Consider the following 13,275-nt stretch of genomic DNA (forward strand, 5'->3'; position numbering starts at 1 on the left):
CTCGAGGTCTCCACCGACAAGGTCGACACTGAAATTCCTTCCCCGGTTGCCGGCACCCTGGTAGAAATCCTCGCAGAAGAAGACGAAACCATCGAGGTCGGCGAAGCAATCGCCCGCGTCGGCGACGAAAACGCCGCACCATCCTCCGACGACTCTGACGACTCTGACGACTCTGACGACTCCGACTCCGACTCCGACAAGTCCGAAGACAAGGAAGAAACCAAGTCCGAGGACAAGAAGGAAGACAAGTCCGAGCCTGCCAAGGAGGAGAAGAAGGAAGAGCCGAAGCAGGATTCTTCCCTGAACACCTCCGCCAAGGTCAACAACGGCGATAACGTTCCATACGTCACCCCGTTGGTGCGCAAGCTGGCTGATAAGCACGGCGTGGACCTCAACTCCATTGAGGGCACCGGCGTAGGCGGACGCATCCGCAAGCAAGACGTCCTGGCCGCTGCTGGCGAGGGCGATGCGAAGGCATCGGCAGGCGACGATAAGAAGACTGCTGACTCCCCACGCGCACGCTGGTCCACCAAGTCCGTGGATCCGGAAAAGCAGGAGCTTATCGGCACCACCAAGAAGGTCAACCGTATCCGCGAAATCACCGCTACCAAGATGGTGGAAGCGCTGCAGATTTCCGCACAGCTTACCCACGTGCAGGAAGTCGACATGACTCCTATCTGGGATATGCGCAAGAAGAGCAAGCAGGCGTTCATTGATAAGTACGGCGCCAACCTGTCCTTCCTGCCGTTCATTGTGAAGGCCACCACGGAGGCTCTGGTTTCCCACCCGAACGTGAACGCCTCCTATGACCCAGAGACCAAGGAGATGACCTACCACGAGGATGTCAACGTCGCCATTGCCGTAGACACCCCGAAGGGTCTGCTCACCCCGGTCATCCACAAGGCACAGGACCTGTCCTTGCCGGAAATCGCGCAGCAGATTGCAGAGCTGGCTGATAAGGCCCGCAATAACAAGCTGAAGCCGAATGACCTGACCGGTGCGACCTTCACCGTGACCAATATCGGTTCCGAGGGCGCCCTGCTCGATACCCCGATCCTGGTTCCGCCACAGGCCGGAATCCTGGGTACCGCGGCTATCCAGAAGCGCGCCGTCGTGGTCAACGAGAACGGCCAGGACGCCATCGCCATCCGCCAGATGTGCTTCCTGCCATTCACCTACGACCACCAGGTCATCGATGGTGCAGACGCTGGTCGCTTCATCACCACCATCAAGGACCGCCTGGAGACTGCAGACTTCGAGGCTGACCTCGATATCTAAAAGCAGTTAACTAACTGGCATACCTCCCACTCCTTCAACGCGAAGGGGGCGGGAGGTTTTGTCATGCCTGGGGTACTCCGCGGGGGTGTAGCGGGAGAACTTCCGGCACAAATATCAGAGGAGTTTTATCCCGGCACTACAGGACATATTTCACTAAGTGGGAGGTAAGCGGGCTACAACACATTTTCATCGGTGAGTTACTGCATAAAAGTTTGTCAAGGGCGCTGTTTTTACCGGTTATTAAACATATACTTAGGGGCGGTTAAGACCATTGCACCCGATGAAGGAGACCTCACAGATGGATTACATCTCCCGCCACCTAGGGCCGGATTCTGCCGAGCAGTCCGCCATGCTCGGGACGGTGGGCTACGACAGCGTGCAAGCGCTTGTCGATGCCGCCATTCCACCCAAGATCCGCGCTAAGGAACTTCCCCACCTGCCAGAAGCGCTCTCTGAAGACGGGACACAGGCCGCTTTGCGGGAGTTCGCCAATCAAAACACGGTGCTGAAGCCCTTCTATGGCCAGGGCTACTCGGATACCCTGACCCCGGCCGTCATCCGCCGCGGCCTGCTTGAGGATGCCGGCTGGTATACCGCGTACACCCCGTACCAGCCCGAGATTTCCCAGGGCCGCTTGGAGGCCTTGCTCAACTTCCAGACCATGATCGAGTCTTTGACGGGGCTGCCCATCGCGAATGCTTCCTTGTTGGATGAGGCTTCCGCCACCGCCGAGGCGGTCGGCTTGATGTCGCGCGCGGTAAAGAAGGGCCGCCGCGTCGTGCTGGACTCCCGCCTCCACCCGCAGGTGCTTACCGTTGCCGCTGAGCGCGCCCGCGCCATTGACCTCGAGGTAGAGATCGTGGACGTGCGCGAGGGCTTGGTGGGTGAAGACCTCATCGGTGCCGTCATCGCCTACACCGGCACCGAAGGTGAAATTTTCGATCCCTCTGCCCTGATTGAAGAGCTGCACACCCGCGGCGCGTTGGCCTCCGTGGTCACTGACCCACTGTCCCTGCTGCTTCTGGAAGGCCCCGGCAACTTGGGTGCCGATATCGTCTTGGGCTCGTCCCAGCGCTTTGGCGTTCCCCTCTTCTTCGGCGGCCCGCACGCTGCCTACATGGCGGTAACGGATAAGCTCAAGCGCCAGATGCCGGGCCGCATCGTCGGCGTCTCCAAGGATGCCGATGGCCGCCCGGCCTACCGCTTGGCGCTGCAGACCCGCGAGCAGCACATCCGCCGCGAGCGCGCGACCTCCAATATCTGTACCGCTCAGGCCCTTTTGGCCAATGTGGCCTCGATGTACGCCGTCTACCACGGGCCGAAGGGCCTGAAGGACATCGCCGAGCGTGTGCACGGCTTGGCCTCCTCCTTCGCTCAGTCCATCGTGGATGCCGGACTGGAGATTACGACACGGGACTTCTTCGATACCGTCACCGTCGCCGGTGTCGACGCGCAGAAGATTAAGGCCGACCTGCAGGATGCGGGCTACTTGGTGCGCGCAATTGGCACCGACAAGGTATCCGTATCCTTCGGTGAATCCGCTACGGCCCGCGATGTCGCGCACCTAGCAGAGGCCTTTGGCGCCAGCCCGGCTGAGGCGAACTTTGAGCTGCCGGAGAACCTGCAGCGCGCCGAGGAGCCGCTGGAGCACGAGATTTTCCACTCCATTCATTCTGAGACCCAGATGCTGCGCTACCTGCGCAAGCTCGCGGACAAGGACTTGGCGCTGGACCGCTCCATGATTCCGCTGGGTTCGTGCACCATGAAGCTCAACCCCACCGCGGCCATGGAGCCCATTTCCTGGCCAGAATTCGCCGGCATCCACCCGTATGCCCCGGAAGAGACCACGACGGGCTGGCGCGCATTGGTGGAAGAGATCGAAGGCTGGCTCGCCGAGCTTACCGGCTATGCCAAGGTCTCCATCCAGCCCAACGCCGGCTCCCAGGGCGAGTTGGCGGGCTTGCTGGCCATCCGCCGCTACCACGTGGCCAATGGCGATAATGAGCGCGATGTTGTGCTCATCCCGGCCTCCGCACACGGCACCAACGCCGCCTCTGCCACCCTGGCAAACCTGCGCGTCGCCGTGGTCAAGACCGCCGAGGACGGCTCCATTGACGTCGCGGACTTGGAAGAAAAGATCGAAAAGCACGGCAACCACATCGCCGGCATCATGGTCACCTACCCCTCCACCCACGGCGTCTTCGACCCCGAGGTACGCGATGTCTGCGATAAGGTGCATGCGGTCGGCGGCCAGGTCTACATCGATGGCGCCAACATGAACGCGCTGACCGGCTGGGCTCGCCCAGGCGATTTCGGCGGCGATGTCTCCCACCTCAACCTGCACAAGACCTTCACCATTCCCCACGGTGGCGGCGGCCCGGGCGTTGGCCCGGTAGCGGTGGCAGAGCACCTCATCCCGTTCCTGCCCAGCGATGCCGCATCTCCTGAGCTGGACGCCACCGCGGAAACCCCTGTTGGCCAGGGCGTTCCCATTACCGGCAGCAAGTACGGCTCCGCCGGCGTCCTGCCCATTTCGTGGGCTTACCTGGCCATGACCGGCGCCGAGGGCCTTGCCGCCGCATCCGGCCACGCCGTATTGGGCGCAAACTACCTGGCGGCCTCGCTCAACGAGTACTTCCCTGTGCTCTACACCGGTAACGAGGGCTTGGTGGCGCACGAGTGCATCATCGATTTGCGCGAGCTTACCGATGCCTCCGGGGTCACCGCCGCCGATGTGGCCAAGCGCCTCATCGACTTCGGCTTCCACGCCCCCACCCTGGCCTTCCCCGTGGCCGGCACCTTGATGATTGAGCCCACCGAGTCTGAAGACAAGGGCGAGCTGGATCGCTTCATCGAAGCCATGCGCACCATCCGTGCCGAAATCCAGGAGATCATCGACGGTGAGGTGGCCTACGAGGACTCCGTTATCCACCACGCACCGTTTACGGCTGAGTCGGTGGCTACCGATAACTGGGAGTACTCCTTCGGCCGCGACAAGGCCGCGTGGCCGGTCAAATCCCTATTGCATAGCTACAAGTATTTCCCACCGGTTCGCCGCCTCGATGAGGCTTACGGCGACCGCAACCTGGTGTGCAGCTGCCCGCCGCCAGAAGCATTCGAGATCGACGATTCCGAGGAGTAACAATGTCCGAACTTCTAACCTCCCCGCTCAATGCCAAGCATGAGGAACTCGGCGCTACCTTCACGGCCTTTGGGCCGTGGAATATGCCGCTGAAGTACAACAGCGAGCTGGAAGAACACCGCGCCGTTCGTACCAGCGCCGGCCTGTTTGATCTCTCCCACATGGGAGAAATCTGGGTCAATGGACCCGACGCCGGCAAGTTCTTGTCCTACTCCTTCATCTCGAACCTGGATTCGCTGAAGGTGGGCAAGGCCAAGTACTCCATGATCACCGCTGAAGACGGCGGCATCATCGATGACCTGATTTCCTATCGCTTCGAGGAAGAAAAGTTCCTCGTTGTGCCCAATGCTGGCAATGCCGATACCGTCTGGGACGAGCTCAATAAGCGCTCCGAGGGTTTTGACGTTGAGCTCAAGAACGAGTCCCGCGACGTCGCCATGATCGCCGTGCAGGGCCCCAAAGCCGCGGAGATCCTCGTCCCGCTGGTAGAGGACAATAAGCAAGAGGCCGTCTACGAGCTGGGCTACTACGCCGCCACGATGGGCAAGGTGGCGCGCACCTTCGCCATCATCGCGCGCACCGGTTATACCGGTGAGGATGGCTTCGAGCTCATCGTTTATAACTCCGATGCCCCGCAGTTGTGGGATGAATTGCTCAAGGCGGGCGCGGAATATGACATCAAGCCGTGTGGCCTAGCCGCGCGCGACTCGCTGCGCCTGGAGGCCGGCATGCCGCTCTACGGCAACGAGCTCTCCCGCGATATCACCCCGGTAGAGGCGGGCATGTCGCGCGCCTTTGCCAAGAAGGAAGCGGACTTCGTCGGTGCAGAGGTCATCCGCAAGCGCGCCGAGGAAGGCCCTCAGGTCGTTATCTCCGGGCTCACCTCGGATCAGCGCCGCGCCGCGCGCGCCGGCGCCGAGGTTTTCCTCAATGACACCAAGGTCGGCACCGTCACCTCTGGCCAGCCCTCCCCCACGCTCGGCCACCCAGTGGCCATTGCGCTGCTCGATACCAGCGCGGAGCTCGAACCGGGCACCGCGGTCGAAGTAGAAATCCGCGGCAAGCGTTATCCTTTTGAGGTAACCGCGTTGCCGTTCTACAAGCGCGATAAGTAAGCCACCCGCATACCCTAAATATTCAGCCCGAAAGGACTCCATATCATGTCTAACCTGCCCCAAGACTTTTCCTACTCCGAAGACCACGAATGGGTAAACGCCGCCAAGGACGCCGTGGAAGGCAAGACCGTTCGCATCGGTATCACCTCCGTGGCCGCAGACCGCCTGGGTGAGGTCGTCTTCGCAGAGCTGCCTGAGGTTGGCGATACCGTCACCGCCGGCGATTCCTGTGGCGAGGTCGAATCCACCAAGTCCGTATCTGACCTGTTCTCCCCGGTCACCGGCACCGTGAAGGCCGTCAACGATGCCGTGCACGATGACTACGCCGTCATCAACAACGACCCCTTCGGTGAGGGCTGGCTCTTCGAGGTCGAGGTGGATGAAGCAGGCGAGCTGATGGAGGCTGACGAATACGCCTCCGCGAACGGCCTCGACTAAAAGGCGGTTCGTTCGACCCACTCGAACATAAAATAAGGCGGGAGGATGCCATGGCATTCTCCCGCTTTGCTTTTCCCTACCAAAGAAGACGACACTAGAGAGTATGACTGCACCACGCGATCCTTTCTTTCCCGCTGAACGCTCCATTCGCGCCTCGGACAACCCCCTTGAAATACGCCACTTGGGCCGCATGGATTACCAAGAGGCATGGGATTATCAGGCGGAGGTGGCAGCGGCGCGCGCGCAGGGCACGCAAGACGATGTGGTCTTAGTGGTCGAACACCCCAATATTTACACCGCGGGCAAGCGCACCCAGCCTGAGGATATGCCGGATAACGGTTTGCCGGTTATCACCGTGGACCGCGGCGGGCGCATTACCTGGCATGGCGAGGGGCAGTTGGTGCTCTACCCCATCATCAAGCTGGCGGAGCCTGTCGATGTTGTCGATTATGTCCGCCGCCTCGAGGAGGCCACCATCCAGGCGGTGCGCGAGCTGGGCGTGACTACCGCAGGCCGCATCGACGGCCGCTCTGGGGTGTGGGTTCCCTCTACCACCCAGGCTAAAGATCCATCCGCCTCGCAGCGCGATCGCAAGATTGCGGCGCTGGGAATCCGCATTACCCGCGGGGTGACCATGCACGGCCTCGCACTTAACTGCAGCAATACGCTGGAGTATTACGATCACATCGTGGCCTGTGGCATCGATGATGCAGATATCACCACGCTGTCGCTAGAACTCGGCCGCGAGGTCACGATGGAGGAAGCCGCTAAACCGCTTTTGCGGGCGCTTGATGATGCCCTCTCGGGCCGCCTCACCGTCGCCGACCACAGTTTCGGTTCCGCGCCCGATCCCACGAAGCTTGCGAATGAGAAGGCGCGGGAGCGGCGTCGGCAAGCGCAGGCTTAAGCCCCGTGGCCCTAGTTTGGGGCTAGCGTGGAATAGTTGTGCGCCCGCGCGCCTTGAACCTAGAAGAGCTATTAGCCATCACCATCTTTAATCGATAAAGTGAGTATTTGTGACTGTAAAGCCTGAAGGACGCAAGATGCTCCGCATTGAGAAGAAAAATGCGGAGTCGCCCATCGAACAAAAGCCGCGGTGGATCCGCAACCAGGTACGCACCGGACCGGGCTACGAGGACATGAAGTCCCGCGTGGCCGGCGCTTCCCTGCACACCGTCTGCCAAGAAGCCGGTTGTCCGAATATCCACGAATGCTGGGAATCCCGCGAGGCAACCTTCCTCATCGGCGGCGATAAGTGCACCCGCCGTTGCGACTTCTGCGATATCGCTACCGGCAAGCCGGAGCCGCTTGACCGCGACGAGCCGCGCCGCGTGGCCGAAAACATCCAGGAAATGGACCTTAACTACACCACCATTACCGGTGTGACCCGTGATGACCTCCCAGATGAGGGCGCGTGGCTATATGCGGAGATCGTGCGCAAGATCCACGAGCTCAACCCGCACACCGGCGTGGAGAACCTCACCCCGGATTTCTCTGGCAAGCCGGACCTGCTGGAAGAGGTCTTCGAGGCTCAGCCGGAGGTCTTCGCCCACAACCTGGAGACCGTACCGCGCATCTTCAAGCGCATCCGCCCGGCCTTCCGCTACGAGCGCTCCCTCGATGTTATCCGCCAGGCCCACGACTACGGTCTTATTACCAAGTCCAACCTGATTTTGGGCATGGGCGAAACCGAGGAAGAGGTCGAGGAAGCATTGCGCGACCTGCGCGAAGCTGGCTGTGACATCATCACCATCACCCAGTACCTGCGCCCCGGCCCGCGCTTCCACCCCATCGAGCGCTGGGTGCGCCCGGAGGAATTCGTGGCCCACTCCAAGCTGGCCAAGGAGCTGGGCTTCGGCGGCGTCATGTCCGGCCCGCTGGTTCGCTCCTCCTACCGCGCCGGCCGCCTGTACGTGCAGGCCATGGAAAAGCGCGGCCTGGAATTGCCGGAAAACCTCCAGCACCTGAAGGAAACGTCCCAGGGCGCTACCGCCCAGGAGGCATCCACTTTGCTGGATAAGTACGGCCCTTCCAAGGAAACCCCGGTGACCACCCGCATGGCCAAGACTCCGGCCAATGCTAATTCGGTCGCGGCAACCGTGCGCTAAACCGCGGAATATTCTTACTCGGCCCTCGCCATCTGCGGGGGCCGTTTAACATTTATGTCACCTGACCTTTAAAGTAGGAACCATGGCGAAAGATGACAAAGCAGCCCTGAAAGCTGCCAAGAAGCAAGAACGCGCGGCCAAGCGCCAAAAGCGTAAGCAAACCTGGTCACAGTTGTGGCAGGCATTCAATTTGCAGCGCAAGCAGGATAAGGCGCTCATCCCTATCATGCTGGCCGCCTTCCTCGGCGTCGGCCTATTATTCTTCCTCATTGGCACGCTCTTTAATGGCCAGTGGTTCATGCTGATTATCGGCTTGGGTTTGGGCGCGCTTTTGGCGATGTTCCTGTTTACCCGCCGCTTGGAACGCGATATGTACAAGCGCGTCGAAGACCAGCCCGGCGCCGCCGGTTGGGCCTTGGAGCAGCAGCTGCGCAATACCGTCGGCATCGTGTGGTCCGTAAAGTCTGGCATCGCCGCCACCCGCCAGCAGGACCTTATCCACCGGGTCATCGGCAATGCGGGCGTCATCTTCGTGTGCGAGGGCAATAAGAACCGCCTTCGCCCCACCCTTAACCAGCTGAAAAAGCGCGTGGACAAGATTGCCGGCGGCGTACCGATCTATGAGGTCTACGTCGGCACCGGCGAGGACGAGGTGCCGGTATCCAAGCTGCGCAACCACCTCATGAAGCTGCCGCGCAACTACAATAAGAACGCCACCTACGACAATATCCGCCGCATTGAGGCCATGGACTCCATGCCGGGAACGATGCCTGGCATGCCCAAGGGCCCAATGCCGCAGCAGGCGCAGAACATGTCCGGCATGAACCGCCGCATGCGCCGCGCGCAACAGCGCAAGGGCAAGGGCTAAACACTGCTTTAGCCACACGCCTTGGCCGGGCTTTCAGCTCTCGCCTTGTTTCACAACGCAAACAGTCCCTGCAAACACCCGATTGGGAAAGGTTGCAGGGACTGTCGTGGTTTTCGTGGCTACACGGTGCGCGGGACTTATCCCCGCGCAACGCTAAGAGTTGATAACGATGGTGCCCGTCGCCCGGTCGTGCATGCCGCGCCCGTCCGCATCCACCATGGCGGCTGGGAAGATGACGCCGGTCAGCAGCGTGCGCACTGCCGCGCGCCAGAGCCCCACCTGCGCGCCCGGCACGTCCAGGCGAGCCACGCCCATACCGAGGATGAGCATGCCTGGGGTGCGTGCGAACAGCCAGCCACATACGATGCCCATTAATGCCCAGAGCGCATAGCCCAAAAAGGACACGCCGCCAAGCTGCGTGGTGACCATGTGGATGACGTTAGCCAGCAGCATGCAAATGATCCAGTCAATGGCCACAGCGCCTGCGCGGCGGCCTACCGACGCCATGGATCCGGGTCCGGATTCCGGCAGGCCCAGGTTTTCACCGGGCCACCGTCCGGGGGTTCCTGCATCGTCATATTCGCCCGGAATATTGGGCCCATCGAGCCACGTGCGCTTGTCTGCCATGCTCACCAATTTAGTTGCCCCTCACTCAGAAGTGAAACGAGGCTATTGGCCATGCCGGCCGGATAAAACTAGTAGGCTATAGGCAGATAATTCATCGGCCAACAAACAGGAGGCAATCTTGTCTTTCGAGACAGTGCAGGACATCGTCCAATATATTCAGGATGAGGACGTAAAGTTCGTGGATGTCCGCTTTACGGACGTCCCCGGCACCGAGCACCACTTTTCCATCCCTGCCAGCGAATTTACTGAAGAAGATGCCGAAAATGGCTTGGCCTTTGATGGTTCTTCCATTCGTGGGTTTACCACCATTGAGGAATCCGATATGACGCTGCTGCCGGATCCGGCCACCGCGCATATCGATCCCTTCCGTTCGGCGAAGACCCTGAATATCAAGTTCTTCGTCCACGATCCCTTTACCTTTGAGCCTTTTACCCGTGACTCGCGCAATATTGCCCGCAAGGCCGAGGAATACTTGCAGTCCACCGGCATCGCCGATACCTGTAACTTTGGCGCCGAGGCCGAGTTCTACCTCTTCGATTCCGTGCGCTATGGCACCGATATGCAGCACGGCTTCTTTGAGGTGGACTCCGATGAAGGCTGGTGGAACCGCGATAACGAGACCAACTTGGACGGCACTCCCAATACCGGTTACAAGACCCGCGTGAAGGGCGGCTACTTCCCTACCCCGCCGTACGATAAGCACAGCGAGGTCCGCGATGACATCGTGGCCAACCTGCAAGAGGTCGGCTTCCAGATCGAGCGCTTCCACCACGAGGTGGGCGCGGCCCAAAACGAGATCAACTACCGCTTCAACTCGCTGCTGCACGCCGGCGATGACATCCAGACCTTCAAGTACGTGGTCAAGCGCACCGCCCAGGAGTGGGGCAAGACCGCGACCTTCATGCCTAAGCCGCTGGCCGGCGATAATGGTTCCGGCATGCACGCCCACATGTCCCTGTGGAAGGACGGCGAGCCCCTCTTCCACGATGAGGCTGGCTACGCAGGGCTTTCCGATATCGCCCGCTACTTCATCGGCGGCATCCTCCACCACGCCGGCGCCGTGCTCGCCTTTACCAACCCAACGCTGAACTCCTACCACCGCTTGGTTCCTGGCTTCGAGGCGCCGATCAACCTGGTGTACTCCCAGCGCAACCGTTCGGCTGCGATCCGCATCCCGATTACCGGTTCCAACCCGAAGGCTAAGCGCATCGAGTTCCGCGCCCCGGACCCGTCCAGCAACCCATATCTGGCCTTTGCCGCCATGATGATGGCCGGTGTGGATGGCGTGAAGAACCGCATCGAGCCGCACGCCCCGGTGGATAAAGACCTCTACGAGCTGCCTCCAGCAGAGGCCGAGTCCATCCCGCAGGCACCAACCTCCCTGGAGGCCTCCCTAGAGGCTCTGAAGGAAGACATGGACTTCCTGACCGAGGGCGATGTCTTTACCGAGGATCTCCTCGAGACTTACATCAACTACAAGTACGAAAACGAGATCAACCCCGCGCGCCTGCGTCCTACCCCGCAGGAGTTCGAGCTCTACTTCGACTGCTAAATCGTCGCTGCTAGTTCTCAGCTAGCTCCGGATAGAAGGCAGCCACCTAAGCAATAGTTAGGTGGCTGCCTTCTTCTCATGCTTACGGCGCTACCGCTGGGCTTGCCCGAGAGCCTCGTCATAGTCGTAGCCCACTTTGAGGCCGGCCGCTCTCTGCTGCACGCATGAGGGTTTTCACCAGGCAAAAAGCGGCTCGGTCTTAGTATGCGGCTTCGGATGAAATTAGAATCTGGGTAGTGACTGATACTTTCCGCCAACTTCCCCCTCCTGGTCCTGCATGGGCCGGCAGCCTCATGGGCACCTCCATCGTCTCGCGCATGTTGGTCGAAGAAGACATGCTCGTTGCCGCTGGTGTATTTGCAGCACTTGCGTGCGCCATCTTCGTCGTGCTGACTGCCGGTTACGCCCGCTACCGCAGTCCGCGATTTGAGCGGACCACCATGGCGGAATGGTCCATGTTTTTCATCGGCGTCCTCGCGCTGGGAGCGGCACTATCCGGGTTGACGGGCATTGGAGTATTCCGCCTCGTCGGTTTTTGGATCGGCGGCCCCGTCACCGTTATCACGTGGGGCATTCAGCTCACCCGCTTCGATGGAGAGCCGCGCTTTACCTGGGGTCTCCCCTTGGTAGGGCCGATGATTTCGGCATCGGTAGCCGGGTGGCTGGCCCGCGATTACGGGCAGATTTACCACATCATGGGCACCGCGCTCTTCGTCATGTCCTTGCTGACGGCAGTCCCAGTATTTGTCTACGTCTACTGGGCGGCGTGGCACGGCAAAGTGGATTTTAGCGATGGAAAATCCGCCACCGCGTGGGTGCCACTGGGCGTGGTTGGGCAATCTACCACCGCAATGCAGATCCTCTACCCCGGCAGTGTCTCCGTGTACTACGGGCTTATCGCGCTCGCCATCGCCATCCCGTTATCGCTGTATGCGATGGTGAACTTTTATCCGCAAGCAGCCCGCTGGGTTCCCTATTCCCCTGCGTGGTGGGCGTGCACCTTTCCGCCTGGCACCGTGAGCATGGGCGGGCACCAGACCGCATTGGTCAATGGCTCAGAATGGCTTGATGTTGTCGCGCTGAGCATTCCCCTGCTCCTTATCGCTCACTGGTGCCTGTGCTCAGCGCGCTTCTTAGGCTGGCTCTGGGAGGGCCGCACACGCAAAGAACTGACTCACTAGGTGATGTCTTCCCTCGTCTATCATCGGGCCATGAGCTCTTCGCCTATTACGTTCATCGCCTGGGATGCTGCGGACCTTGCCGGGGTGCGGGAGGTGCTCGCCGGCTTGCGGCGCGACGGGGTCTTTTTATTCCGAGCAAGCCTAGCGCTTGAAACCTCCTGGCTTGGCGATGGCGCCCAGGATTTCTATGGCACCGCCTGGGAATGGGGGCCAGACGATAGCGAGCTATTTTTTGAGCTCGCGCGGCGGGGAAAGCTACTGATGACTATCGATGCCACGGTCATATGCTGCGGGTCCGAGGAAGACGTGGTGGAGGCCTGGGAGTGTATCGCCCAAGAGTTGGTCGTGGCGAATAGCGCGGAGGAGCTACGATACTTGCTTATTGGCACGCAGGAGACGCGCTAGAGCCCGGGCTGCTCGCTGCGCTTCATCCAGCCCATGCGGGGAGAAAAACCTTGCGGGTGCTTGAGGTGCGCCACGGCATCCGCGATCATCAGGCGATGGCGCCGCGACACGCTATCCGGGAGGTGGGCCACCGAGAACCACTGCGCTTCGGTATTTTCTTCATCGCTGATGACGGGCTCGGCGCCGTCGGCGACAGATAGGCGCAGCGCGGTGCTCATGAACATGCATTCATCGCCATTGGGATAGGTCACCGGACCGGATTGGCCAACACCGAGGAGTGCTTCCACCTTGGCATCGAGGCCTACCTCTTCCTTGACCTCACGCAAGGCGGTGGTCGTGATCTCCTCGCCCGGCTCACAGATACCTTCAACCGGGGTCCACACGGCATTATCGGCGCGCTTGACTAGCAGTACGGACGGCACCTCCCATAGGGCCGCACCGGTGGGGACATCGCGGAGAATGATGGCGCTGCACGCCGGGACGAAGATCTGATCGTGTCCGATGGATTCGCGCAGCTTCACAATATAATCAGGCGTTGGCATACCACCTAGCGTAGCCAAT

Annotated in this window: 12 protein-coding genes; 10 read left to right on the plus strand and 2 right to left on the minus strand. The window is 60.7% G+C overall.

Annotated elements, in window-relative coordinates; genetic code table 11:
• The 7 genes from sucB to HMPREF1267_RS08845 form a co-directional block, all read left to right on the plus strand.
• The coding region (sucB, locus tag HMPREF1267_RS08815; protein ID WP_023029010.1) for a 2-oxoglutarate dehydrogenase, E2 component, dihydrolipoamide succinyltransferase at positions 1-1,278 on the plus strand (1,278 nt) is incomplete at its 5' end.
• 298 nt (positions 1,279-1,576) lie between these two features.
• Positions 1,577-4,420 carry an aminomethyl-transferring glycine dehydrogenase gene (gcvP, locus tag HMPREF1267_RS08820; RefSeq protein ID WP_023029011.1) on the plus strand — a complete coding sequence of 948 codons (2,844 nt, stop codon included), beginning with the start codon at positions 1,577-1,579 and terminating at the stop codon, positions 4,418-4,420.
• 2 nt (positions 4,421-4,422) lie between these two features.
• On the plus strand, positions 4,423-5,535 hold the full coding sequence (gene gcvT, locus HMPREF1267_RS08825) for a glycine cleavage system aminomethyltransferase GcvT (protein ID WP_023029012.1): 1,113 nt from the start codon (positions 4,423-4,425) through the stop codon (positions 5,533-5,535).
• 45 nt (positions 5,536-5,580) lie between these two features.
• Positions 5,581-5,973, plus strand: a complete 393-nt coding sequence (gcvH, locus tag HMPREF1267_RS08830) for a glycine cleavage system protein GcvH (protein ID WP_005278306.1) — start codon at positions 5,581-5,583, stop codon at positions 5,971-5,973.
• A 103-nt stretch (positions 5,974-6,076) separates the two neighbouring features.
• Positions 6,077-6,880, plus strand: a complete 804-nt coding sequence (gene lipB / locus HMPREF1267_RS08835; protein ID WP_023029013.1) for a lipoyl(octanoyl) transferase LipB — start codon at positions 6,077-6,079, stop codon at positions 6,878-6,880.
• Between the two features lie 136 nt (positions 6,881-7,016).
• Positions 7,017-8,081, plus strand: a complete 1,065-nt coding sequence (lipA, locus tag HMPREF1267_RS08840) for a lipoyl synthase (RefSeq protein ID WP_023029014.1) — start codon at positions 7,017-7,019, stop codon at positions 8,079-8,081.
• 82 nt (positions 8,082-8,163) lie between these two features.
• Complete coding sequence (locus tag HMPREF1267_RS08845; RefSeq protein WP_023029015.1) at positions 8,164-8,949, plus strand: DUF4191 domain-containing protein; 786 nt, start codon at positions 8,164-8,166, stop codon at positions 8,947-8,949.
• Between the two features lie 153 nt (positions 8,950-9,102).
• Here the strand turns inward: HMPREF1267_RS08845 and HMPREF1267_RS08850 are convergent, their stop codons facing one another.
• Positions 9,103-9,576, minus strand: coding sequence for an RDD family protein (locus tag HMPREF1267_RS08850; protein ID WP_005278294.1), 474 nt, complete (start codon positions 9,574-9,576; stop codon positions 9,103-9,105).
• Positions 9,577-9,694: 118 nt separating this feature from the next.
• On the opposite strand from HMPREF1267_RS08850, the gene glnA reads away from it, so the two are divergent.
• From glnA to HMPREF1267_RS08865, 3 genes are all read left to right on the plus strand, one after another.
• Positions 9,695-11,128: a type I glutamate--ammonia ligase gene (gene glnA / locus HMPREF1267_RS08855; RefSeq protein WP_023029016.1), complete on the plus strand. Its 1,434-nt coding sequence runs from the start codon at positions 9,695-9,697 to the stop codon at positions 11,126-11,128.
• 236 nt (positions 11,129-11,364) lie between these two features.
• Positions 11,365-12,309 carry a TDT family transporter gene (locus HMPREF1267_RS08860; protein WP_084539238.1) on the plus strand — a complete coding sequence of 315 codons (945 nt, stop codon included), beginning with the start codon at positions 11,365-11,367 and terminating at the stop codon, positions 12,307-12,309.
• A gap of 30 nt (positions 12,310-12,339) precedes the next feature.
• Complete coding sequence (locus HMPREF1267_RS08865; protein WP_023029018.1) at positions 12,340-12,714, plus strand: hypothetical protein; 375 nt, start codon at positions 12,340-12,342, stop codon at positions 12,712-12,714.
• Here HMPREF1267_RS08865 and HMPREF1267_RS08870 read toward each other — a convergent pair.
• Positions 12,711-13,256 (minus strand): NUDIX domain-containing protein, encoded by a 546-nt coding sequence (locus HMPREF1267_RS08870; protein WP_005278283.1) that lies wholly within the window; start codon positions 13,254-13,256, stop codon positions 12,711-12,713. The two genes, HMPREF1267_RS08865 and HMPREF1267_RS08870, sit on opposite strands and share 4 nt — an antisense overlap.
• Positions 13,257-13,275: the final 19 nt, after the last annotated feature.

This window comes from Corynebacterium sp. KPL1824 (assembly GCF_000478095.1).
Classification (GTDB): Bacteria; Actinomycetota; Actinomycetes; order Mycobacteriales; family Mycobacteriaceae; genus Corynebacterium; species Corynebacterium accolens.